This is a genomic window from Adlercreutzia aquisgranensis (genome assembly GCF_943193145.1).
GTDB classification, from domain to species: Bacteria; Actinomycetota; Coriobacteriia; order Coriobacteriales; family Eggerthellaceae; genus Xiamenia; species Xiamenia aquisgranensis.
Genome location: NZ_CALPDA010000007.1, coordinates 100370 through 122206 on the forward strand (window position 1 = coordinate 100370; position 21837 = coordinate 122206).

Below are 21837 nucleotides of genomic sequence, written 5' to 3' on the forward strand. Positions count from 1 at the left end.
TTGAAGGAGACGCAGGTCATGGGACGAAACGTCCGAGTCATAGTGGTGGGGTGCGGCGCCTTCGGGTCCGCCGTGGCCCGGTCGCTGTCCTCAGGCGGCAACGAGGTGATCGCGGTGGATATGTGCGAGGAGGCCTTCGATCAGCTGGGTGACGACTTCGACGGCGAAACCGTCACCGGCGACGGCAGCAGCGCGCTGCTTCTGCAGGAGTGCGGGGTTGAGCGCGCGACGCATCTGGTGGCCGCCACGGGCCATGACGCCACCAACCTTCTGATAGCCGAGCTCGCAAGCGAGGTGTTCGGCGTGCGCCACGTGCTGCCGGTGGTGGACGACGAGTCCCTTGTGGAGATCTTGGAGGACCGAGGCATCGAGCCTCTGTGCCCCCATCGCATCTGCGAGGAGGAGTTTTTCCGCCTGTCCAGGCTTGCGCGGGGGACGGGGGGCCTGCGATGAAGGTGGTTATCGTGGGAGGGCGCTCCCGGGCCGACTACCTGATGGGGGCGCTTGCCGATGTGGCGGACAAGATCGTGGCGGTGAACAACGACCGGGCCTTCTGCGAGTACCTGTCCAGCCGCCATGACGAGGACGTGGTCTGGGGCGACGGCACGAAGCGGGTCGTGCTGGAGGATGCCGGCGTGTCCGGGTTCGACGTGGTGGTGGCCCTTACGGCCTGCGACGCCGACAACCTTGCCATCTGCCAGGTGGCGAAGCGCTTCCTGGGCATCCGCTACCAGCTGTGCATCGTGGCGAACCCCGAGAACGTGAGGGCGTTTCGGCGCCTGGGGGTGACTGCGGCCATCAGCGGCACGGCCGCGCTTGCCCAGGCCATCCGCGACGCCATGGCCGAAGCCCGCGAGAGCGTCCCCGGGGCGGGCGAGGGCGCTGCGTTCGAGCGGAGCCTTGCCGACGCCGGCTCGACCGGCTCGTTGCGGGGCTCATGGCATCTGCTGAGGAAGGGGCGGGCGTGATGTCCGGCGCATCCCGCGCTGCGGCCGAGCTGCTCTCCCCGGGAATCTTCGACGTCTTTCCCGGCCGCGGGTCGGGCTCGTTCTCCCCGGTGGCCCGCTACGTCGGCACCGCCACCATGTTCATCGGCATGGCGGCCTTCGTGCCCCTGGCAGTGCTGTGGATTCGCCCCGACGAGGTGTCCTTCGCCCCGTGCTTCATCTTCCCCGGCCTGTGCGCCATGGCCTTGGGCTACCTGCTGCGTTTCGCCACGGAGAAGGCGGTCCGCGGGTTTCGCCTGTCCAGGCGGCAGGCGGCCGTGTGCACCTTCCTGGTGTGGCTGCTGGCTACCGTTGTCTACGGCGCTCCCTTCGTGATGGGGGGCCTGCTCACCCCCGACCAGGCGTTCTTCGAGGCGGCAAGCGGGCTTACCACCACGGGTTTGAGCGTGGTCGACGTGGGCTCGTGCCCCGACATCTTCCTGTTTCACCGCAGCCTCACCTGCTATCTGGGCGGCGTGGGGCTGGTGCTCATCCTCACCTGCGTTGTCACGCAGACGGGGGGTCTTGGGGTGTACAACGCCGAGGGGCACACCGACCATCTGCTGCCGAGCACCGCGAAGACCGCCCGGCTGATCCTGCTCATCTACACGGGTATCATAGCCGCGGGCGCTGCGGCCTACGTCGCCGCCGGCATGACTCCTTTCGACGCGATCAACATCTCCATGTGCGCGGTGTCCACGGCCGGCTTCGCCACCCACCCCGAAAGCCTCGCCTTCTGGCAGAGCCCGCTCATAGAGTTCATAACCATCGTGCTCATGATAGCCGGCGGCATGAACTTCCTTCTGCTGTTCCTGCTGTTGGAGCGCAAGTTCAAAGCGTTTCTCACCCACATAGAGACCCCGCTGTACTTCGGCATCATAGCCATGGCCACCGTGGCGGTGTCGACCTTCTTCCTGGTCCAGGGCGTCAGCGCCGATGCGGGCCAGGCGTTTCGCGACGGGGTGTTCCAGGTGGTGTCCGTGCTCACGTCTACGGGGTTCCAGACCATCCCCTCCTTCGTCGACCTGGGCCCGGCGCTTCTGTTCGTGTTCATGCTGCTGATGTTTTGCGGTGCCGAGGCGCGCTCCACGTCGGGCGGCATCAAGGTCTACCGCGTGGCGGTGGCCTCCCTGGGGCTTAGCCAGTCGCTTCGGCGCCAGTACGGCAGCAATCGCATCACCAGCATCAAGATCAACCGCTTCGGCAAGAGGTCGGTGCTCACCGATGCCGAGGTGTCCGAGGCGCAGACGTTCGTGGCGCTCTACCTGCTCGTGTTCGCGGCGGGCACGTTCCTGTTCATCCTGTGCGGGGCCACGCTTCAGGAGGCTGCCTTCGACTTCGCCTCCTGTCTGGGGAATGCCGGCGTGGGAACGGGCTTTCTAAACTCCGCGTCGGGCCCGGCACCGCTGATCATAGGGGCCTTGGGCATGCTGTTGGGGCGTTTGGAGATCATCCCCATGTTCGTGGGCGCCTCTGCGTTGCTCTCGTTTGCGGTAGGAGGGGTTCGTCATGGAAGGTAGGATGCTTGTGCAGGGTTCCCGACAGGCAAGGCTCAGGCGCATAGGGCGCAACCTGGGCATCGTCGCACTGCTCTACGGCGCCGGCATGGCGGCCGTGTGGGGGTTCTCCCTCATGGACATCAGCCCGCTCGTGGTGTTTCCCGTGTTCGTGCTGGGCATCCTTATCGCCAGCCTGGAGTCCGATTCGGGGCTGTGGGGGGCGCTTCTGGGGCTGGGGTACCTGCTGTCCTACGACTTCCTGTTCACGGCGCCGATCTACCAGTTGAAGGTGCTCGGGCGAAACGACATGGTGGCGCTGGCCATATTCCTGGTGGTGGCGTTCATCATGGGGGTCGTCACCCACCGCATGCGCCGGCAGGTGGCTGCGGCCGAGCGCACCACGGCGGCGCTGCGCAGGCTCAACCGATTCGGGGCCGAGCTGATCGACAGCGCCAGCGCCGAGGAGGCCGTCGCGGCAGCCGAGGGCTATCTGACGGCGACGCTGGGATGTCCTGTGGCGCTCACGCTGGGCCGTCCGGCGCTCGAGCAGGGCCAGGCGGCGTTGGAGTGCTACGAGCAGCACTGCGCCACCGGCTGCGGCGAGCTTGGGTATCGGGGATGCCGCGAGAAGTACCTGCCCTTCGGCATAAGGGGCCGCATCCTGGGCGTGGCGGCCATCGACTGCTCCCAGGCCGACCTCGACCAGGCGGACCTGTCCCTTGTCACGTTCGTGCTGGCCCAGACCCAGCTGGCCGTGGAGCGAAACCGGGCGGAAGCGGGGGAGGATGCTGCCGTCGGCGGCGCAGGGGATGCGCCCGATGGCGCGGGGGATGCAGCCGCGCGCGCTTCCGTCCGGTAGCGCAGGGGGGAGGGCGTCCTTCGCGCGCCTTCTAGGACTTGGGCTTCTCGGCTTCTCGCTTCGCGGGCTCCTCGCCGAGCAGCAAGCGGGCGTGAGCGATGGCCTCGTCGATGCAGCTGCAGAAGTGCTCCTCGCCTACGAGCTCCACGAACCCGGCGCGTCTCATGGTCTTCAGGGGCTGCTCGTTCACGTGGGAGAAGATCAGGCTCACGCCGTGGGCCTTGCAGTACTCGTAGAGGTTCTCCAGCGCGTTCATACCCGTGGCGTCCAGGGAGGGCACGCCGCGCATGCGGATGATCAGGTACTTTGTGAACTCCTTCACCGAGATGTCTGCGATGCGCTCGGTCATGCCGAAGAACATGGGCCCGTTGATCTCGTAGACGCGTACGCTCTTCGGAAGCTCTCGCAGATGCGTCACCTCGGAGTTCTCGTCGCAGTAGTACTTCCAGCCCTTGACCTCGGTCTCCTCGCTCACCATCTTCATGAACAGCACCACCGTGATGAGCATGCCTACGCCGATGGCCACCACCAAATCGAAGACGATAGTCAGCGCGAAGGTGAGCAGCAGCGTTGCCACGGCGCCCTTCGACGCGGTCTGGCACAGGTGCACGAAGTTTCGCCAGCCGGACATACCGTAGGCCACGTAGAGCAGGATGGCGGCGATGGTGGGCATGGGGATGAGCGCCGCGTAGGGCATGAGGAACACCAGCACCAGCGCCAGCACCAGCGCGTGCACCATGCCCGAGATGGGCGTTCGCCCGCCGGCCTTTACGTTGGCGGCGGTGCGCGCGATGGCGCCGGTGGCCGGGATGCCCCCGAACAGGACCGAGGCGATGTTACCGATGCCCTGGGCGCACAGCTCGGTGTTGGCGCGGTGGTGGGAGCTGATCATGGAGTCGGCCACCACGCAGGACAGCAGCGACTCGATGGCGGCCAGGATGGCTATGGTGACCCCGTTGGCGAACTGGTTGCGGAACAGCCCGATGTCGAGCTGGGGCAGCTGGAATTCGGGGAGGCCGGCGTTGATGACGTACAGATCCCCGATGGTGCACACGTCCAGCCCAAGGCCGTGAACCAGGCCGATGCCGACGAACAGCGCCACGGGCGAGCTGGGGATGCGGCTGCTTAGGCGGGGGAAGAGGAACAGCACGACCAGGCAGATGGCGCCCACGAGGCAGGCCTGCATGTTCACGGTGGAGATGTTGGCGGCCAGGGCGGTCAGCTTCTCGGTGGTCTCCACGGTGGCAGTGCCGGCGGGGTAGGTAAGGCCCAGCAGGTCCTTCAGCTGCCCGATGGTGAGCGTGACGGCGATGCCCGCGGTGAAGCCGGTGGTGATGGTGTAGGGGACGTAGCGGATGACGGCGCCCATTTTGAACAGGCCCATTAGGATGAGGATGATGCCGGCGATGATGGTGGCGGCCACCAGTCCTTCCATGCCGTCGGTGGCCACGATGCCGGCTACGATGGTGGCGAAGGCGGCGGTAGGACCGGATATCTGCACGCGGCTGCCGCCCAGAAACGCGATGAGGAAGCCGGCGATGATGGCGGTGTAGAGGCCCTGCTCGGGGGAGACACCCGACGCGATGCCCAAAGCGATGGACAGCGGCAGCGCCACTACAGCCACCACGACGCCCGCCACGATGTCCTTCGGGATCTGCTCCTTGAGCTCCTGGGGGCTGGAATGCTTGATGATGCTGAAGAGGATCGGCTTGATCTTGTCGCGCTGCTGCATGGTGTGGGCTCTCCGGTCGTCTTGTACGGGGCGTCCTCGCAGGCTTGCACGGATGGGGCCTGCGGCAGACGCGAAGGCGGATTCTACCGCTGTTGGTCGGCGGGGTGGCGCGAGACGGCGAAACGTCTAGGGGAGCGGTCGCGCGCGGCTCCTGCGGCGGTGCGGGCCGGGCTTGCGGGCGGGGTGGCACAGCGCGGCAGGTGGTGCGCCGCCGGTCTGCGCTGCGCAACGGGAAAAGCCCGCTCGGGGCGGGCTTTTCCAGGGAGGGAGAGAAGGCGGCTATCCTGGGCTAGGCCTGGATGTCGCCGGTCAGGAAGCGGACGGCATGGCGGCCGAAGGTTATCTGGCGGCCCAGGCAGTTGCCCACCAGGTACACCGGGTAGTTGCCCGAGTAGTAGCTGCCGGAGCAGGTTCCCACGGCGCACAGGCCCTCGATGGGGTTGGCGTCGGCGTCGAGCACCTGGGTGTCTTTGTTGATACGCAGGCCGTCAAGGGTGGTCAGCAGCGCGCCGCCGAACCAGGCGCCGTAGAAGGGAGCGGTGCGGATGGCGGACAGGCGGTAGGCCTCCTTGCCCATGTCCACGTCCTCGCCGGCGTCGTAGAGCTCGTTGTAGCGCTCGATGGTGGCCAGGAACTGCTCCTTGGCCTTCCCCTCGAAGCCCAGCTTGTCGGCCAGCTCCTCAAGGGTGTCGGCCTTCATCATGAGCCCCGTGTCGATGTACTTCTCGGTGTAGGCCTCGTCGACGGTCTTGTCCTTCAGCGTGCGCTTCCAGGTGCCGGCCGAGCAGCCCTGGCTCTTGAAGCGCTGCACGTCCTCGGGGGCGTTGGCGTCCATGATGAGCGCCCACACGCCGCCGGGATGGTTGCTGGCCGCATGGCAGATGGAGTCGTAGTTGCAGCTCTCGTTGGCGATGCGCACGCCGTTGCGGCTCACCTTCAGGAACGGCTGGCTGCCCAGGTTGAACTGCCCGCCGGTGGCGAACATCGCGTCGGGGCCGTCGCTGGTGTAGCCCGCGTCCACGCCCGGCTCCACGATGCCGCGGTCGAAGATCATAGCTGCCGGGGTCTTGTCCATGTCGGCGCCGGCCCACAGTGCGGCCTTAATGCCCATGCCGGTGTTGTTCTGGTTGTAGTTGGTGCTGGTCACGCAGGCCGGGACGATGGGGTTCAGGGCGCGCACCATGTCGGCGTTGGCCGGGTAGCCGCCCGTAGCCAGGACTACGCCCTTGCTGGCGTTCACGCGCACGTAGCCATCGGCGGTGTCGAAGATGGCGCCTTCCACGCGCCCGCCGTCCTGACGGATAAGCTTGACCAGGTCGTAGCCGTAGTCCACCTCGTGGCCCATTTGGCCCAGAATCTCGGTCATGGCTTCCACGTGGGCGATGTTGCGGCCTTCGCCGTTCAGGAACGTGTGGCACTCGGGAGGCATGTAGTAGATGGTGCCGCCCGCATCGCCCTCGCCGCCGTTCTCCACAGCGACGGTCACCTCGCAGGCACCCAGCTTATCCTCGTAGAACGCCTGGAGCCACTCTACCGTGGGACCGCTCTCCTCGACCCAGGTCTTGGCCACGGAGGCGTCGTTCTTGAAGGAGGCGTAGCGGTTGAGCTCGTTCAGGATGCGGCCCTTGTCGATGGTCTGGCCCGTGAGCTCGCTGGTGAAGCGGGAGTTCACCGCGCCCACGTCGAAGTGGCTGGCCGCAGGCTCGGTTCCCTTCTCAGCCAGGATGAAGTCCACGCCCAGGTCGGCTGCGGTGGCGGCGGCCATGATGCCGGACATGCCTGCGCCCACGATGAGCACCTCGCAGTCGCGGGTGCTTGCGATCTGGTCGTCGGAGATCTCCGGCGCGGTGCCCAGCCAGTCGTTGGCCGGCGTCGCTGCGGGAGCGGCTGCGGCGCCGGCTGCGGGGGCGTCGGGCTCGGCCACGGCGTCGGTCTGCGCCTTGGGGGCGCATCCGGCCAGCCCCAGCGTGGCGATGGCCCCCGCGGCGGCGGCCCCGGTCAGAAACCCGCGGCGCGAGATGCCGGAAGTGCTGTTCTTCATCGTTTCCCTCCTCGTTGCGGCCCGTTTCCGGGCGCTGGTTTCAAGGCATCGTTTCCGTCGGTGCGAGCGCATCGGCGCGGTCGCTGCAAGTCGCGATGCCCACGGTTCGGCTTGCGGAAGGCATTCTGCCAGCGCGACGGATCGCCCGTCGCCCCCCACCGAGGGGCATTTGAGCTGAAAAACCCATACCCCACCGTGGGGCATTCTGGGGTTTCGCGAATGATTTGCGTTGGAGATGGCGGTAGAATGCCCTATGAGAAGAGAGGAGCCTCATGGCCACACCTACTTCATCCGACGGCGTCGAGCCGGCCGGTCCCGGTCCTGCTGTAGCGCCTGCCTTGGTCGCCCTGCGCTGCTTGGTCGCCCTGGTGCTGCTCATGGCGTCGGGCGGCGTTATCAATGGGACGATCTACGCCAGCATGGCGTCGTTCTTCGCTGTAGGGCGAGAAATCGCCACCTGTGCCAATGCTCTTGCGTTCGTCCTTCTGGCCGTGGTCGCCCTGCGGCGTCCCTCGCTGCTCGACGGGCGGGCGGTCACGGCGGCGGTTGCCGTGGCGGTTGTTGCGGGGGCTCTGTGCATGGCTGCCGGCGTCTCCTTGCGCAATCCGCCTCTTCTGCTCGCCGGGCTTTTGTGCCGCTCTGTCAGCTCGGCATGGGTCACCGGTATGTTCACTGTGGCTCTCAGCACCCTTCCCACGGGTCGCGGCGTGCTGCTGGTCACCGCCGGGGGCGCTGTGCTCTCCGGTGCCGCGGGCCTTCTCATCCCCGCTGGCTGCTCCGTTGCGGTGGCCTGCGCGATTCTGGTGGCTTGCACGCTCGTGCCCTTGGCGCTGGTGCAGGGTATCGCTGATCCTTCGCTTGCCTGCATCCGCCGGGGCGGGGGCATCGCCATGCGCGACCTCAAGGGGTTCGCCCCCTTCGCGCCCCTTGTGCTCTGCATGTTCCTCATGGCCGTGGCATCCGGTTACGCCATCGCCTTCAACCAGCAAAACGACGCTCCCGTGGTCAACCTTGCAGGCGATGCCATCGTGGCCGTCGTGTTCGTCGGGCTGCTGGCGGCCAGTCCGCGCAAGAGCGAGGACTTGCTGTTCACCCTCTCCGTTCTGCTCGTGGTGGCCGGATACCTCGTCGCCCCCTACGAGCTTGTTTCCGCCGGCGGGTTCGCCAATGCTTTGCTGGGCGCCGGAAGGGATTGCTTTCATCTGCTTCTATGGATCTTGCTCGCCTTCGTCGGGCGGCGCAACCTCTTCATGCTGCTGCCCGTCGTGGGGTTCGTGCGTGCGGCGAGCAGCCTGGGAACCGACGTGGGGGCCATCGTCGGCCATGCGACGAACCGGCTGATCGCAAGCGATCCCCAGATTGCGAGCATCATTGCCAGCGTCATGCTCTTCGGCTTCGTGGCCGTGCTTTGGGTGTGCTTCCGGCGGTTCAGCTTCACCGACGCCGTGAACGAGGTGAGGCTGGTCACCTCGCCTGAGATCGAGGGAATCGGCAGCCGCATCGATGATGCCTGCCGCATCCTGGGCAAGCGGTGCGGGCTCACTCCGCGCGAGACCGAGATACTCGTCTTGTTGGCCAAGGGACGCGACGGCAAGTTCGTCGCCGAGAAGTACGTGCTGTCCTACCAGACCGTAAAGACCCACATCAAGCACCTCTACGCGAAGCTGGACGTCCACTCGCGTCAGGAACTCATCAACCTGGTCGACCAAACCCAGGCCGCCATGGCCGCCGACGCAGCTAAGGACGAGCGGGCGGAGGGGTAGGGAGGCGGGCGCGGGGCAGGTTTTCTAGGCGAGGCCCTCTAGGAGCTGGTCGATGGCGGCGTTCACGGCCTCGGGGTTGTCGCAGTTGGAGTTGTGGCCAGCGTTCGGAATCCAACGGACCGGGTTTCCCGTGTTCTTCTCCCATGCGCGGTTGTAACGTTTGGCCGAGCCGGCGTGGTCCTCCTGGCCGCAAAGTATGACAAACGGGCAGTCGATGCGGCAGGGACGGTCCGCGGCGACGGCGTCGGCCAGCACGCGGTATCCGTGTGCGGCGAGTTCGCAGTACTCGCGCTTGGTGTAGTCCTGCATCATCTCGCCCATGAGGGCTTGCCCGTACTCCGTGGTGGAGTTGTTGTTGGCCCCCAAGCTCACCAGGCTCTTCCAGGGGAACGAGAGGAACATGAGCTTGACGTGCCGAAGGGCGGCGAGCTCCCAGCCCGTGTAGTAGCTGCGCTGCAGGGGGCACGAGTCGACGGAGACGAAGCCGCGGGCCTGGCCGGGGAAGAGGTCCATGAACGCCTGGGCCGTGTAGCCGCCCATGGACTGTCCCACGAGCACGAGACGGCCGGCGCCTTCCTGGGCGAGTATCCCATGCAGGTAGCGGGCCAAATCGTCCATGGTCCAGGTCAGCGCGAAGGGCCGCGAGCGCCCGTGCGAGGGGGCGTCCCAGGTAAGCACGTTCGCACGGCCGGCGAAGTGCTCAACCTGCTTGTCGAAGAGCCGATGGTCCGCCGTGAGCCCCGGCAGGAATACGAGCCAGGGCAGGGAGGGGTCTGCGGTCTGGCTGACCCAGTAACGGATTGCGCCAAGCGGCGTCTCGTAGGTGCGCTCAGCGAGCAGGGTGGGGGACGTATCCTGTTCGTTTTTGAGGAGGCTGTCCTTTGCATCCGGCAGCCCTTGCGTGTGCTTGCTCGCGTTCGAGGATGCGATTTCCATATGCCGCCCCCTTTGCAACGTAAGCTGACCTCTTGGGCTTCAGTTTATCAGGAGTTTTGTGGCGCTTCAAGCTATCGCGAGCGGGTCCGCATCGATGACCCTCAAGCAGCATGAGTCGACATCATGGGTAAGCCACAAACGCCGATTTTCACAACAGTGGATAAGCGTTCGAAATCAACGGTGTCAAATTGACATCGTTGCTCTGAACTGGGAAGATTCCCGAAAAAAGGATATCGTCCATCACGAGTAAGCCGTCTGCGACTACTCTGCTTTAGTTAAATCCCACCGCCTCGGGCGCTTCCTGGTAGGTTAGTCGGGCGGCCTGCCGGCGACGGTGACCGACCCGACGCAGTCGTAAGCGTCGAGTGCACGCCCCCCTCTCCTCCGGAGGGGATATATAGTCCTCCCAATCCTCAGGATTTCCCTCGCACCCCCGTACCCGTGTTTTCTGCTAAGCAGGATTGACGATTTCGTCGATGAGAGCGCTCTCAACTGCATAAGAAGAGTCCTGCATGGAGATTCATCTGGAATATTGCGCAACATTCTTCTCGATTTATGACCGATAATAGTTAGAATTGAAGATGTTTTCTGGTGAGCATAGAGCATTAGTATTTGATTAGCGTTATCCAACGTGCGGGTTATAGGAAAGGAGCGTTGTGTAACAATGACGAACGAAGAGATCATGCAGGTTGTTAAGCCTGCAATATGTTCCCAGCTCAAAAGCCCCGCCTCGGCACAATTTCCGATCGAGATGATATCCATCGTCGGAGATGACCAGAGGGGGTACCGCATCGAAGGCTTTGTAGACTCTCAAAACAGTTACGGCGCGATGATAAGAAATGATTTCACAGCAGACGTTGAAATCAAGAACGGATTCCCAACAGTCAAATCTTCGTCCGTTGGCGTACAAAAGAGCATTCAGGATGCGAAGAGTTTCGGCGCAAATTATCTTGCTATTACTATTTTTACGATTGTGGTCGGTGCACTTCTGTACTTTGCGATTTCAGCGTCGGTTAGACTTTGATGAGTTTTTAGGAGGGCTTTATGGCATTCAAAAGAATGGAAGGATTTGCAGGGAGCATTCCGCAAGCTTTTATTGACGGACATTTGAAGGCATGTCCTATGTGCGGAACAAACCATCCTCATTGGAGCATCGATATGAAGATGCAAATGAAGCTAGAGGGCAATCTGTATTTATTCAAATGCGAACAATGCGACGGGGTCATAAGTTCGCCGGTACCCGATGTCACGGGATTCAACAATACCGCGCTCACCACCACGGGGCTCATCAAAAGACTCTCTGGAAAAAAGAACGGTGTCATATATATGACGATTCGCGATACCGGAAATAACGAGGACTGGAAGTCTCGAGTAGGGGAAGAATATACGCTTGAGGACCTTGCTAGAATGGCAGCGGAAAAGGCGGAGAACGAAAACAGTGGCGCGGACGGCTTAACCTATTACTAAGCACCAATAGAAGGTCGTCAGAATCCGCGCAATTATATTGAGGGCGGCCTTGAATTGCCATCTCGAAATGGCATTTAGCGTTACCCCAGGCAGTCTTGGATTTAGTTAAGATCCATGTCCTCGTATTTGCCATGTCCGTTTAAAAGAGGGGATACGTGGAACGGGATGTTCGGCAGTCCTTTGACTTGAAGGGACTACTCACATAATACGATATCCGGGAGAATGTCACTGTCTTGGTCGTGCGCGACCAGCGTGAGCAGGTAGTACCTGCCCCTTATGTCATCGCTGCCTGATTCATCTAAGAAGATGCTCGCCTTGCGCAGTTACCCCCCCCAGCCGGGGAAAACGTCCCGCCGCTTGGAAGAAACTCCTATTCGGAATCTCCATGCTCTATTATGCGGCCTTCACCCTGCCAGGGGCACCCTGCCAGGGGGACGGGGATGATGGCATGAAAGCGTGTCCACCCTGTCAGGAGGACGGGGCGCTATTATGAATGAGGGGATACTTCACTGCTTCCGTTGCTATGCGAAGGTATCCCACGGATATACCCCCGCAACGTTGCAAAGGAAGATCAGGAGACGGAAGAGGAAGCGATTCGCCTTGCCAATAAGCTCATTTCGAGCGAAAACAGAGATCTGAATTATCAAAAATTCGAAGAAGACTTCGATGCTTTAATATCATCGACTAGTGGATATATCAGCTATCGTCTCGAGAACTTGAAATATTCCCTAATCGACGACGCAGAAGCTCGTAAAGGTCTTCTGATATACGGTGAAGGAGGCATAGGGAAACTTGCTTCCTATACGAGCTCACGCAAAAGCTTAAAGCAAAGCATATGCCCTTCTTGGTCGCTTTTAATTAAGAAGGAATAATCAAGCTTAGCGCATAAACTGGAACTCTCTTATCGCAGCATATCCAGATGGCTTCACCTTGATAATTGATGCATGTGACGAACTTGATGATGATGCCGGTACTGTCAAATTTCATGCGCGAATTGAGGCAGCCGCCAGCTTGCCGTCGGCATGATCACTCGTCCAGCAGCGACACGTCCAGATACCTCCTCGACCCCCAATCGCTGTCCGTCACGTACTTCAGCCTGGCGGCGACCAGCATCATCGCGCTCTTGCCGTCGGGAACGTGCCCACCACGCGCGTGCGACGGTGGATCTCGCGGTTCAGGCACTCTATGGCATTCTTGGTGTGGATGCGTCACCAGTGCCGCATGGGGAACCTGGTGTAGGTCAGCGTCTCGGCCACGCCGTCGCGCACGCACTTAGCTGCAGCCACGAGCCTCATCCCGTCCAGCGAATCAGCTACCGAGCCGGCCTTCTCCAGGCTGGCGTCAAGGGATTCCTGCGCGTGGATCGCCTTGAGCATCGCCACCACGCCGGCTCTTTTGGACTCAGGCACCTTGGCCAGCGCGTTGCGGTAGAAGTGCACCGTGCAGCGCTGGTAGGCGGCTTCCGGGAATGCTTCGGCGACGGCGCCGGTCATGGCTGCGGCCTTGTCACCGGCGAACATCCTCACGCCCGAGAGCCCGCGACCCTTGAGCCAGGAGAGGAACTCCCGCCAGCACTCGGCCGACTCCGTGAAGCCCTCGGCGGCGCCGATGACCTAGCGGTAGCCGTCGTCGTCCACGCCGATGGCTATCATCACGGCCACGTTCTCGAAGGATGCGCCTCAGGCGCGCTTGAGGTAGATCCTGTCGACGAACACGTAGGGGTAATCGCAGGTCAGCGGCCTGCTCCTTCACTCTTCGACGGCCTCGAGGGCGCGGTCGTTCAGATTGGAGACGGTGGCGGCGGACACAGATGACCCCCACAGGACCTCGCCCACGTCCTCTGTCCTCCTGGTCGAGACCCCCGACAGGTACATCTCGATCATGGCCTCCTCGGCGGGGGTCTCGCGGCGCCTGTACCGCTCGATGATGGCGGTTGCGAACCGCATTCCCTTGAGCTTAGACATCTTGAGCGTCACCTGGCAGGAAGTCGTGGTGAGCCCCCGCTCGTAGTGGCCGGCGCGGTACGCCTCGCGGTCCGCCGTTCGCTCGTAGCGGTCGGCGCCGATCAGGTCGTCTGCCTCTTCCTCGGGAAGGGCGTTCAAGGTGCCCTCCACCGTCTAGTGCACGAGCTCTTTGAGCTCGCCGCGCATGGCGGCCTCGTCGAATGTTACGATGGGACCAAACATGGTTCTGCCTCCTGGTTGATCGAATCTAGACAACTCAGTCATACCAACGGCGGATGCCATGTCCTTTGGTATCTTGACTATGCTGCTGTCAAAGTGCGCAAGAGATTGTACGTTACCCAGAAGCGAGTTCTGGCTCCTACGTGGGCGCTGCTCGGTATGATGCCTTTAAGCCGAAGGAAGACTCATCTTCGGACTCAAAACCAGTCGTTCGGGCGCCATATTTCGTGTGTTGGCGGCGCTATAGCCAATTCTGATTTCGCTGGTAGTGATTTTCCAGTCACCAGAAGGGGCATAGAGTTTATCTACCAAAGCGTCCACGTCGTAAGTCACTATCCATCGGCCTTCGTAAGATTTAATACATTTGGCCAATTCTTTGTGGTCGCAATCAGTGAAACTATTTTCATAAAGCTCAGGACCTTTTTGCACGTAAGGCGGATCGAGATAGAGCAAAGAAGAGGGGCCTAGATTCGGTGCAATGTCTTTCATAAAGTCGAATATATTAAGGTTGTGAAGTTCAATATCTTCTGCGCGTTCGGAAATCATGCGGATCTTTTTACAAAGTGCATCTCGGTTAAACCGAGCATCTATTTTGTAGGTCCCTGTCTGGTCCTGCCCGCCAATTACGCCACCAGGAAGTATGCCGGAACGATTTGTGCGGTTAAGATAGAAAGCGGCCAGTCCTAAATCTAATGAAGGGCTAGTGGAGTTGTGGTATATGGCGCGGCAGACGCGCCATTGGTCCACGTTCAATTGGACTGTCATAATATATTCGCAAAGTTCGTCAGGATGATTTACTACGGCGTTCCAAATACTGTACACAGCCGGATCGTAGTCGTTCAGCACTATTTTCGACACATCGCCTTTTATAAGGAGTTTTAATGCTAGCCCTGCACCTCCGCAAAAGCCCTCCGCATAAGTGCACCCACGAAGACTGTTTTCGTCGATTAACGAAACAACGAGAGGATATATTTTCGATTTACCTCCTGGGAACCGAAGCGGTGTGTAAGTAATCGGCATGAGCGCACCTCCCTCTGACCTGTTTATCGACGGGCTTGTTATTTCTTAGTGTGTTCTTTGGGCATTGGCATGATGTCCGCAGATGTTCTTTTTGCTACTCGATTGTATGCGGCAGTGAAGGCTTCAATGAAGTTCCACGCAAGATCGGGGTTGACTTCTGTCCACATCTTTACAACATCTGCATCACTGAAAATAGACTGGTTGCCTCTAAGCCATGCCTTGAACTTGTTTCTTTCGGTGCTCTGGTTAGAATACACTGAAGAGAAGGGGCCATTTTCTACTATAGCTTTGTGCGTGTAATCGTATGGGGCTAGATTTCCCCATATTGGATCAGCAATCTCCGTATTTTCCAGGTAGCTCCAAATAGTCTGTTCGGGGCGAACGTTTCCAGGAAGTCGTACTATGTTGCCTGCATCTCGAACATACATACTTGGGATTTTTTCTTCAAGCTCCTGTTCGGGGACATCTCCGTCAAACACTACGATTCGGTCTTTCATATATGGATAATCGTGTCTGTAGAGCTGCATTAGCGTATCTTTGCCAAAGGGCGCATCAATAAGATGAATTCGTGGGCTTAAAACTGGATACAGAGCTTCTATAAGTTTTTTTGTAAACCATCGTGCTTCTGCATCTTCGCAGAAAACGCCAACCTTTGGCGATGAGACACCAGGTGTCCTAATGAACAAATCGTTAATCATTGTGTGCCAAGATGGATTTCGTTTGATTTCGAGTAGTCTGTTGGCATCGGTTAAGTAGGCAATCTCGATATCGTTGGGTTCTTTCGTAGGTGCAGGGCCTATTTTATTGGCTAAGTAATCGAGTATTACTGTGCTGTGCGTGGTAAAGACAACCTGGAAATTGTCTTTTCCTGACTCTTTTAGCAAGAGGTCAATCAGTCTACGTTGCGCTGCAGGATGTAAAGTGGCATCAATTTCGTCTACAAGAAGCAACCCTCCATCCCAGTCGCCGCCCAGAGTTCTCGCAAGTTTTTTGAAGGAGAGAACGGCCATTAGTATTTGTCCGAGATTGTCCTGTCCTGATGAGTTGGCAGAAGGTCCGTAGTTTTCGGTCTCGATGCCAGTTCCACGTTTCCTGGACTGTGCTATATCAAAGTTGCTCACAGACTTTATCTCGGCTGAGGGGATACTGAGTATCTCGGCATATTTCTCGATGAACCAATTGCGATCTTCTGTTGATGCCCACCGTTGCGCATGACGCTTCAGTGTTTTGGTGTCGGCCTCCCCAAGCGGGTACAGTCGCGAAAGGCCAAGATAGATTACCGGCGATTCAAGTTTTGCCTCTGTTGTCTTGCCGCTCGGAAGCGTTCGCCTGGGAATTACCCTAAAGCGAGTCCCCTTGTTTTGCCAAGCCGTTCTAAAAACTACAGACTCTTTGCTTCCACGTTCGACGTATTCCAGGTTTATTTTGCAGCCAGTGGGATCGTGTTGGGGAGAGCCCGAAAATAATTCAGAAAACTCGCCACGAAACGATTTGTCCATATATGTTTTGTGGCCGCGCAGCTCAGAAGAATTGGCAAGTAGTCCTATAATTGTCGACTTTCCAGTTCCGTTGTTGCCTGCAATTGCGGTCAGTTTTTTGCCAATAATAATCTCGCAGTTTTGAAACTGCCGAAAATCCTCGATATAGAGACGAACGGCTTTCATTTTTCAAGCTCCTAGCGCGAATCTCCAAACACTATGTCCACACCTCGTTAATGATAAGGGCTACTAACTTCGATTGTCTCACAAGTGAAGGGCGGTCGACTGAGATGATCCCGTGTGCCCATTTGTGGAACAGGGCTTCAAAACTAAATTTTCCGTCTATCCATTCTGAGGCGAGTGCCATGTCATTCTGTTCAACTGCATCAATTTTGACCTTAATGGCGGGTTTTGCCACGTCTTTCATAAAGCTTTTAAACGCGCTCTCGCCCTGATCCGTGCCAATTGATTCGTAGTATTCACGGGCTGTTGTTTCCATGAGCAAACGAAGAGAAAAGCCTAGTATTGGAAGGAGGTGCGAAAGATCTTCTGGATTGCGTAAATACTGCTGGTCGATCCACTCAATCGCTCTATAGACATCATTAGACATACGCCCCTTTGGTCGCAGGATTTGGCCAAACATTGCATCATGGTTGATTCTGCTGACTGGTTTTCTGCGTGGAGCAATTATCTCACCATGACTGTCCGACTGATGAAAGTCGTTCTCCAATTCGACCAAACTAGCTGTGCCAGCACGGGATGCGCGTGAAGATTCGTCTCCCCGTGACTCGTTTTCCGTCTCATCGACAACCTCGATGCTTTTGTCTGGCAGAAATAGGGGTTGTTCGGGGTTGCCAGAGCCAACTCGCCTCGCTGTTTCTTCAATGAGGCGGATTCGGTCTGTCTTGCTGTATATTGGGGCCACGCCTTCGCGTTTTACCTTCTCAAGCACAGCGAGGAGCAGGCCGTCGCGTCCTCCCAAGTAGTGTGCGCTGCTCCCAGATACTTCTATATTGAGCGCCTGTCTCACTTCGGGAGTGGATATCAATCTGCCAAGGTTTGTCGCAGGGATATTTGCTGCAATGGCGAGTATGTTGTCGAGGCCGCGCAGTTTATGTAGGTTCTCAACCAGAGAAATTGCACGCGCGGATTGCTGATTGCCTTTTTGAGAAAAGCGTGCTCTCTGGGCCGAGTTCCATTTGACTGTGCCTACGCCTTCGCTTTCACCACCATGGCGCAGAACAAGAAGCCTGCCTATCTCTTCTTCGTTGTCGCTGACGTAACACTCAACAAGGCGGTGCTGTTCCATTGCAGTCTTCAAATTGCTAAATTGTTCAGTCAGATTTTTGAAAGGGCTTGGAACTAAGCTACTCTGCAGAGCAAGCTTAATAGCGGTAACGCGACGATTGCCCTCGCGGACGCGATATGTATTTGTGCCTTCGATTGGGCTGACAACTAGAAGCTCAGAGGCATTGAGTCCGTTGCTGGCAATGTCCTGCGCGAGATTTAGAATCTTGTTTCCAGAAGCCAACGATTGATCTTCAAGAATCGAGAAAAGAGCATCGTCTTCGGTTGACACCGCTTCGAACCGCGGGTTCTCTTCATCTACAACGAGGAAATTGATGTCAATCAGTTTTCGTTCGCCCATAGTTTAACTACCTGTCAATCAACCAGATACTTCTTTCGAGATAATGAATTAAGACTACCACCAAACAAGCTAGACCTTCCTTGTCCAACTCTCTTGAAGAAGGCAAAAGCTCCGAGGCTCGTCTGCTAATTTCTTGTCAAATGTTGCCTACTCCCACTCGATCGTTGCGGGCGGTTTGCTGGTGATGTCGTATGCGACTCGGTTTACGCCGGGGACTTCTGCTACTATACGGCTGCTGATCTTGGCCAGCACGTCGTAGGGGAGGCGGGCCCAGTCGGCGGTCATGGCGTCGCTGCTTTCCACGGCTCGCAGGATGATGGGGCGAGCGTAGGTGCGCTCGTCGCCCATGACGCCCACGCTGCGTACGTCGGGGAGCACCGCGAAGTACTGCCATACCGGGCGCTCCACCTCGGCGCCGCCGGCGCTGCATCGGACCAGCCCGTCGGACTCGCCGTACGCTGCCTGCTCGGCTATCTTCGCTTTCAGCTGCTCGTTGTAGGCGTCAAGCTCCTCGCGCACTATGGCGTCGGCGTTCTTCAGGATCTCCAGCTTCTCGCGCGTCACGGTGCCGATGATGCGGATGGCCAGGCCCGGCCCCGGGAAGGGCTGGCGGTGCACGATGTGGTCGGGCAGCCCCAGCGCCGTGCCCAGCGCGCGCACCTCGTCCTTGAAGAAGTGGTCCAGCGGCTCGATCAGGTCGAAGTGCACCCCTTCGGGGAAGGGGATGAGGTTGTGGTGGCTCTTGATGGTGGAGGCCTTGCCGCCGGTCTTGCGGGCGCCGCTCTCGATGATGTCGGGGTAGATGGTGCCCTGGGCCAGGTACTTCACCGGGCGCCCGTCGCAGGCAAGCTCCTCGGCCACGGCGAAGAACTCCTTCCAGAACTGGGTGCCGATGATGCGCCGCTTCTCCTCGGGCTCGCTCACGTCGGCCAGCAGCGCGGCGTAGCGGTCCTCGGCGTGCACGTGGATGAAGTCCACGTCGAACTGCTTGGTGAAGACCTCCTCCACCTCTTCCGGCTCGTTCTTGCGCAAAAGCCCGTGGTTCACGAATACGCAGGTCAGCTGCTTGCCGATAGCCTTCGCGCACAAAGCCGCCACCACGGAGGAGTCCACGCCGCCGGAAAGTCCCAAGATCACGCGGTCGCCGCCCACCTGGCCTTTGATAGTCGCCACCGCGTCTTCCACGATGGAGTCCATGGTCCAGTTGGGCTCAAGGCCGCAGATGCCGAACAGGAAGTTGCGCAGCAGCGTGTCGCCGTAGGGCGTGTGGCGCACCTCAGGGTGGAACTGCGTGGCGAAGAGCCTGCGCTCGGCGCATTCCATGGAAGCCACGGGGCACACGTCGGTGGACGAGGTCACGACGAAGCCCTCGGGCACCTGGCTCACGGCGTCGCGATGGCTCATCCACACCGTCTGCTCGCACGGGGTGCCGGCGAACAGCGAGGAAGGGGAGCCGTCCGCCAGAGTAAGGGGCGCCGGGCCGTACTCGCCCTTCTCGGTGTGGCCCACGGTGCCCCCCAGGGTCACGGCCATGATCTGCTGGCCGTAGCAGAACCCGAGCACCGGGATGCCCAGCTCGAAGATGGCCGGGTCGATGCTGGGGGCATCCTCGGCGTAGACGCTCGCCGGGCCGCCGGAAAGGATGATGGCCGCGGGGTTTAAGGCGCGCACTTCATCGGCAGTGATGTCGCAAGGGACTATCTCGGAGTAAACGTGCAGGTCGCGCACGCGTCGGGCGATAAGCTGCCCGTACTGCGCTCCGAAGTCGACGACGAGGACCGGCGAGCCGGCGGCCGATGTTGCCATGGATGCTCCAATCGTAAGGGTGTTTCGCAAGCTGCGCCTGAATGGCGCAATGCTATATGATAGCAGTTTGGCGCGGGTTTCCCGCTTGTTACAACGACCGTCCACGGTTTACCGGCGGTGCGCGGCAGCCGCACTGAGGTGAGCAACCGCATGTGGGGTGCGGGCGGTCTCCCTTGGGGCGAATCGGCGAAGGCGTGGGCGGTCTCGCCGATTGCAGCCTTTGCCAGGCAGGCATTGCTGGTATCATCGGGGGTTGGAAAACGCCGGCGCTACGCAGCAACGCGCGGCGCCGAAAGCGCAACGCTACGAGAGGGGACCTACCGTGACCGAGTTGTCCAAGCCCAACCGCGCCTACCGCGCCATCTGCTTCGATCTGGACGGGACGCTGCTTCCCATGGAGCTTGAGGAGTTCCTGGGCGGCTACTTCGGGCGCCTGGGCGAGTACGCCGCCGAGCACGGCGAAGACCCCAAGCAGCTGCTCAATGCGGTGAACATCGGCGTGAAGGCCATGACGGCCAACCCGGGTGATACCACCAACGCCGAGGTGTTCTGGAGCCGCTTCGCCGAGGTCATGGGGCCTGCATGGGAGGGCCGCGACTGGGAGGCGTTCTTCTCGACGTTCTACGAGGGGCCTTTCGGCGAGATCGGCAAGACCTTGACGGCGAACCCCGCCGCTGCCCGGGCCGTGCGCGCCCTCAAGGACAAGGGCTACCCGCTGGTGCTCACCACCATGCCGCTGTTCCCGCGCGAGGCCGTGGAGTGGCGCCTTCGCTGGGCGGGCGTGGACCCGGCGGACTTCGAGCGCATCACGGTGTTCGACAACTCCACAAGCGCCAAGCCGCACCTGGGGTACTACCGGGAGAACGTCTGCGCCCTGGGTGTTTCGGCCGACGAGGTGCTCATGGTGGGGAACAACACGGTGGAGGATCTCGCCTTCTGCAAGCTGGGGGCCGACGCGTTCCTGGTCACCGACTGTTTGCTCGACCCTGTGGGCTTCGACCTGTCCATGGTTCGTCACGGCAGCCTGGAGGAGTTCGCCGACTGGGCCGAGGGGCTTCCCGCCTGCGAGAGGCCTGCGACCGGCATCGAGCCGGGAATCGCAGGGCGCTAGGCTGCCGATTGTGGTCGCCCCTTGGCGGTTCGTGGGAACCCGGGGGCGGTGGCCCTCGCTTTTGCTATCATGGGCGCACACGAGTGGCCGGGCGCACGCGCGCGGCAGGTTCTCGTTAAAGCTTGCGGTACATGAAAGGAAAAGCGATGTCTGATCAGAACAGCAATCTTGCCGAGATCCAGAAGCATCGCGAGCAGATCGACCTGATCGATCGCGAGCTTGTGGCGCTTCTGAACAAGCGCGCAGGTCATTCGCTGGTCATCCGCGGCCTGAAGCCTGGTGCCCACATGGGCCTTTACGACGCCAAGCGCGAGGAGGAGATTTTCGCGAAGCTGGACGGCATGAACGCCGGCCCGCTCTACAACGAGCATCTGCGCGAGATTTACGCCACCATCCTCAAGGTCATGAAGGAGACGCCGTCGGTATGAGCGAAGCGAACATTCCCCCCATCCCCAACCTGGGCACCCGGGGCGATACCATAACCATCTATGCGGGGCCGTGCTCCGTGGAGTCGGCGGAGCAATTCGACGAGGTGGCCGCCTGCGTGAAGGACCTGGGGCTCACCTGGATCCGCGGCGGTGCCTTCAAGCCGCGCACGAACCCGCACTCCTTCCAGGGCCTGGGCGAGGAAGCCCTGGTCATCATGAAGGAGGCCGGCGACAAGTACGGACTGAAGACCCTTACCGAGGTCATGGACTCGGCCCATTGTGAGCTGGTGCATTCCTACGTGGACGGCCTGCAGGTGGGCGCGCGCAACTTCCAGAACTTCAGCCTGCTGAAGAAGATCGGCCAGGTGACCGCCGAGTCGAAGAAGATGGTGCTGTACAAGCGCGGTTTCGCGGGCACCATAGCCGAGTGGCTGGCGGCTACCGACTACCTCACGGCCGAGGGCAACGACAACGTGGTGTTGTGCGAGCGCGGCATCCGCACCTTCGAGACGGCTACCCGCTTTACGCTTGACATCGCTGCCATCCCGGTCATCCATAAGCAGTCGCTCTATCCGGTGTGCATCGACGTGTCTCATCCCGCCGGCCAACGCGACCTGGTGCCGGCTCTGGCCTACGCGGCCGTGGCGGCGGGCGCCGACTCGCTTATGATTGAGGTGCACCCCAACCCGCCCTGCGCCCTGTCCGACGGTCCGCAGCAGCTTACCCCCGCCCAGTTCGAGAAGCTGGTGGGCGAGCTGCGCGAGCTGGCCGCCGTGTTCGGCAAGACCATCGTTTAGCCCTGGGCGGCGCTCCCGCGTCTGCGGCGGACCCTTCTGTGGCAGACGGCGAAAAACGCACGGAACGAGAAACGAGGCCCCGG

Annotated in this window: 17 protein-coding genes and 1 pseudogene; 10 read left to right on the forward strand and 8 right to left on the reverse strand. The window is 60.5% G+C overall.

The window, feature by feature from the left end; genetic code table 11:
• Window positions 1–18: 18 nt before the first annotated feature.
• From NFR41_RS05665 to NFR41_RS05680, 4 genes are read left to right on the forward strand one after another with little or no spacing between them, the layout of a single operon-like run.
• Window positions 19–453 carry a potassium channel family protein gene (locus tag NFR41_RS05665; RefSeq protein WP_251231053.1) on the forward strand — a complete coding sequence of 145 codons (435 nt, stop codon included), beginning with the start codon at window positions 19–21 and terminating at the stop codon, window positions 451–453.
• Window positions 450–968: an NAD-binding protein gene (locus NFR41_RS05670; RefSeq protein ID WP_251231054.1), complete on the forward strand. Its 519-nt coding sequence runs from the start codon at window positions 450–452 to the stop codon at window positions 966–968. Before NFR41_RS05665 ends, NFR41_RS05670 begins: the two co-directional genes overlap by 4 nt.
• Window positions 968–2506 (forward strand): TrkH family potassium uptake protein, encoded by a 1539-nt coding sequence (locus NFR41_RS05675; RefSeq protein WP_251231087.1) that lies wholly within the window; start codon window positions 968–970, stop codon window positions 2504–2506. The genes NFR41_RS05670 and NFR41_RS05675 overlap by 1 nt, the downstream gene beginning before the upstream one ends.
• Window positions 2496–3344 (forward strand): DUF4118 domain-containing protein, encoded by an 849-nt coding sequence (locus NFR41_RS05680; protein WP_251231055.1) that lies wholly within the window; start codon window positions 2496–2498, stop codon window positions 3342–3344. The genes NFR41_RS05675 and NFR41_RS05680 overlap by 11 nt, the downstream gene beginning before the upstream one ends.
• Window positions 3345–3375: 31 nt before the next feature.
• Here the strand turns inward: NFR41_RS05680 and NFR41_RS05685 are convergent, their stop codons facing one another.
• Both NFR41_RS05685 and NFR41_RS05690 read right to left on the reverse strand, forming a co-directional pair.
• A complete protein-coding gene (locus tag NFR41_RS05685; protein WP_251231056.1) occupies window positions 3376–5076 on the reverse strand; it encodes a SulP family inorganic anion transporter in 1701 nt (566 codons plus the stop codon).
• A 289-nt stretch (window positions 5077–5365) separates the two neighbouring features.
• Complete coding sequence (locus NFR41_RS05690) at window positions 5366–7117, reverse strand: FAD-dependent oxidoreductase (protein WP_251231057.1); 1752 nt, start codon at window positions 7115–7117, stop codon at window positions 5366–5368.
• A gap of 272 nt (window positions 7118–7389) precedes the next feature.
• Between NFR41_RS05690 and NFR41_RS05695 the strand changes: the two genes are divergently transcribed.
• Window positions 7390–8880 (forward strand): helix-turn-helix transcriptional regulator, encoded by a 1491-nt coding sequence (locus NFR41_RS05695; RefSeq protein ID WP_251231058.1) that lies wholly within the window; start codon window positions 7390–7392, stop codon window positions 8878–8880.
• A gap of 24 nt (window positions 8881–8904) precedes the next feature.
• Here NFR41_RS05695 and NFR41_RS05700 read toward each other — a convergent pair whose 3' ends face one another.
• The gene (locus NFR41_RS05700) at window positions 8905–9816 is read right to left on the reverse strand and encodes an alpha/beta fold hydrolase (protein WP_251231059.1); all 912 of its coding nucleotides are present in this window, start codon (window positions 9814–9816) and stop codon (window positions 8905–8907) included.
• Window positions 9817–10480: 664 nt separating this feature from the next.
• Here NFR41_RS05700 and NFR41_RS05705 point away from each other — a divergent pair.
• Window positions 10481–10840, forward strand: coding sequence for a hypothetical protein (locus NFR41_RS05705; protein WP_251231060.1), 360 nt, complete (start codon window positions 10481–10483; stop codon window positions 10838–10840).
• Between the two features lie 20 nt (window positions 10841–10860).
• Complete coding sequence (locus NFR41_RS05710; RefSeq protein WP_251231061.1) at window positions 10861–11283, forward strand: hypothetical protein; 423 nt, start codon at window positions 10861–10863, stop codon at window positions 11281–11283.
• A gap of 1026 nt (window positions 11284–12309) precedes the next feature.
• On the opposite strand, the pseudogene NFR41_RS05715 reads toward NFR41_RS05710, so the two are convergent.
• The 5 genes and pseudogenes from NFR41_RS05715 to guaA all read right to left on the reverse strand — a co-directional run bounded on the left by NFR41_RS05715 (window position 12310) and on the right by guaA (window position 19418).
• Window positions 12310–13469 (reverse strand): annotated as a pseudogene (locus NFR41_RS05715) (IS256 family transposase).
• Between the two features lie 165 nt (window positions 13470–13634).
• On the reverse strand, window positions 13635–14486 hold the full coding sequence (locus tag NFR41_RS05720) for a DNA adenine methylase (protein ID WP_251231062.1): 852 nt from the start codon (window positions 14484–14486) through the stop codon (window positions 13635–13637).
• Window positions 14487–14524: 38 nt separating this feature from the next.
• Window positions 14525–16150, reverse strand: coding sequence for an ATP-dependent nuclease (locus NFR41_RS05725; RefSeq protein ID WP_251231063.1), 1626 nt, complete (start codon window positions 16148–16150; stop codon window positions 14525–14527).
• Between the two features lie 31 nt (window positions 16151–16181).
• Window positions 16182–17612, reverse strand: a complete 1431-nt coding sequence (locus NFR41_RS05730; protein ID WP_251231064.1) for a hypothetical protein — start codon at window positions 17610–17612, stop codon at window positions 16182–16184.
• Window positions 17613–17759: 147 nt separating this feature from the next.
• Window positions 17760–19418, reverse strand: a complete 1659-nt coding sequence (guaA, locus tag NFR41_RS05735) for a glutamine-hydrolyzing GMP synthase (RefSeq protein ID WP_251231065.1) — start codon at window positions 19416–19418, stop codon at window positions 17760–17762.
• Between the two features lie 322 nt (window positions 19419–19740).
• Here guaA and NFR41_RS05740 point away from each other — a divergent pair, with 322 nt between their 5' ends.
• From NFR41_RS05740 to aroF, 3 genes are all read left to right on the forward strand, one after another.
• Window positions 19741–20529, forward strand: coding sequence for an HAD family hydrolase (locus tag NFR41_RS05740; protein WP_251231066.1), 789 nt, complete (start codon window positions 19741–19743; stop codon window positions 20527–20529).
• A 146-nt stretch (window positions 20530–20675) separates the two neighbouring features.
• On the forward strand, window positions 20676–20957 hold the full coding sequence (locus NFR41_RS05745) for a chorismate mutase (protein WP_160214324.1): 282 nt from the start codon (window positions 20676–20678) through the stop codon (window positions 20955–20957).
• Window positions 20954–21754, forward strand: a complete 801-nt coding sequence (aroF, locus tag NFR41_RS05750) for a 3-deoxy-7-phosphoheptulonate synthase (protein WP_251231067.1) — start codon at window positions 20954–20956, stop codon at window positions 21752–21754. Before NFR41_RS05745 ends, aroF begins: the two co-directional genes overlap by 4 nt.
• Window positions 21755–21837: the final 83 nt, after the last annotated feature.

What these genes read in the sequence shown, in the direction of transcription:
- NFR41_RS05700 (WP_251231059.1), bottom strand. Translation starts at nt 9,816, where the DNA reads ATGGAAATCGCATCCTCGAACGCGAGCAAGCACACGCAAGGGCTGCCG.
- NFR41_RS05695 (WP_251231058.1), top strand. Translation starts at nt 7,390, where the DNA reads ATGGCCACACCTACTTCATCCGACGGCGTCGAGCCGGCCGGTCCCGGT.
- NFR41_RS05730 (WP_251231064.1), bottom strand. Translation starts at nt 17,612, where the DNA reads ATGGGCGAACGAAAACTGATTGACATCAATTTCCTCGTTGTAGATGAA.
- NFR41_RS05745 (WP_160214324.1), top strand. Translation starts at nt 20,676, where the DNA reads ATGTCTGATCAGAACAGCAATCTTGCCGAGATCCAGAAGCATCGCGAG.
- NFR41_RS05685 (WP_251231056.1), bottom strand. Translation starts at nt 5,076, where the DNA reads ATGCAGCAGCGCGACAAGATCAAGCCGATCCTCTTCAGCATCATCAAG.
- NFR41_RS05720 (WP_251231062.1), bottom strand. Translation starts at nt 14,486, where the DNA reads ATGCCGATTACTTACACACCGCTTCGGTTCCCAGGAGGTAAATCGAAA.
- NFR41_RS05710 (WP_251231061.1), top strand. Translation starts at nt 10,861, where the DNA reads ATGGCATTCAAAAGAATGGAAGGATTTGCAGGGAGCATTCCGCAAGCT.
- NFR41_RS05705 (WP_251231060.1), top strand. Translation starts at nt 10,481, where the DNA reads ATGACGAACGAAGAGATCATGCAGGTTGTTAAGCCTGCAATATGTTCC.
- NFR41_RS05690 (WP_251231057.1), bottom strand. Translation starts at nt 7,117, where the DNA reads ATGAAGAACAGCACTTCCGGCATCTCGCGCCGCGGGTTTCTGACCGGG.
- NFR41_RS05680 (WP_251231055.1), top strand. Translation starts at nt 2,496, where the DNA reads ATGGAAGGTAGGATGCTTGTGCAGGGTTCCCGACAGGCAAGGCTCAGG.
- NFR41_RS05670 (WP_251231054.1), top strand. Translation starts at nt 450, where the DNA reads ATGAAGGTGGTTATCGTGGGAGGGCGCTCCCGGGCCGACTACCTGATG.
- NFR41_RS05725 (WP_251231063.1), bottom strand. Translation starts at nt 16,150, where the DNA reads ATGAAAGCCGTTCGTCTCTATATCGAGGATTTTCGGCAGTTTCAAAAC.
- guaA (WP_251231065.1), bottom strand. Translation starts at nt 19,418, where the DNA reads ATGGCAACATCGGCCGCCGGCTCGCCGGTCCTCGTCGTCGACTTCGGA.
- aroF (WP_251231067.1), top strand. Translation starts at nt 20,954, where the DNA reads ATGAGCGAAGCGAACATTCCCCCCATCCCCAACCTGGGCACCCGGGGC.
- NFR41_RS05675 (WP_251231087.1), top strand. Translation starts at nt 968, where the DNA reads ATGTCCGGCGCATCCCGCGCTGCGGCCGAGCTGCTCTCCCCGGGAATC.
- NFR41_RS05665 (WP_251231053.1), top strand. Translation starts at nt 19, where the DNA reads ATGGGACGAAACGTCCGAGTCATAGTGGTGGGGTGCGGCGCCTTCGGG.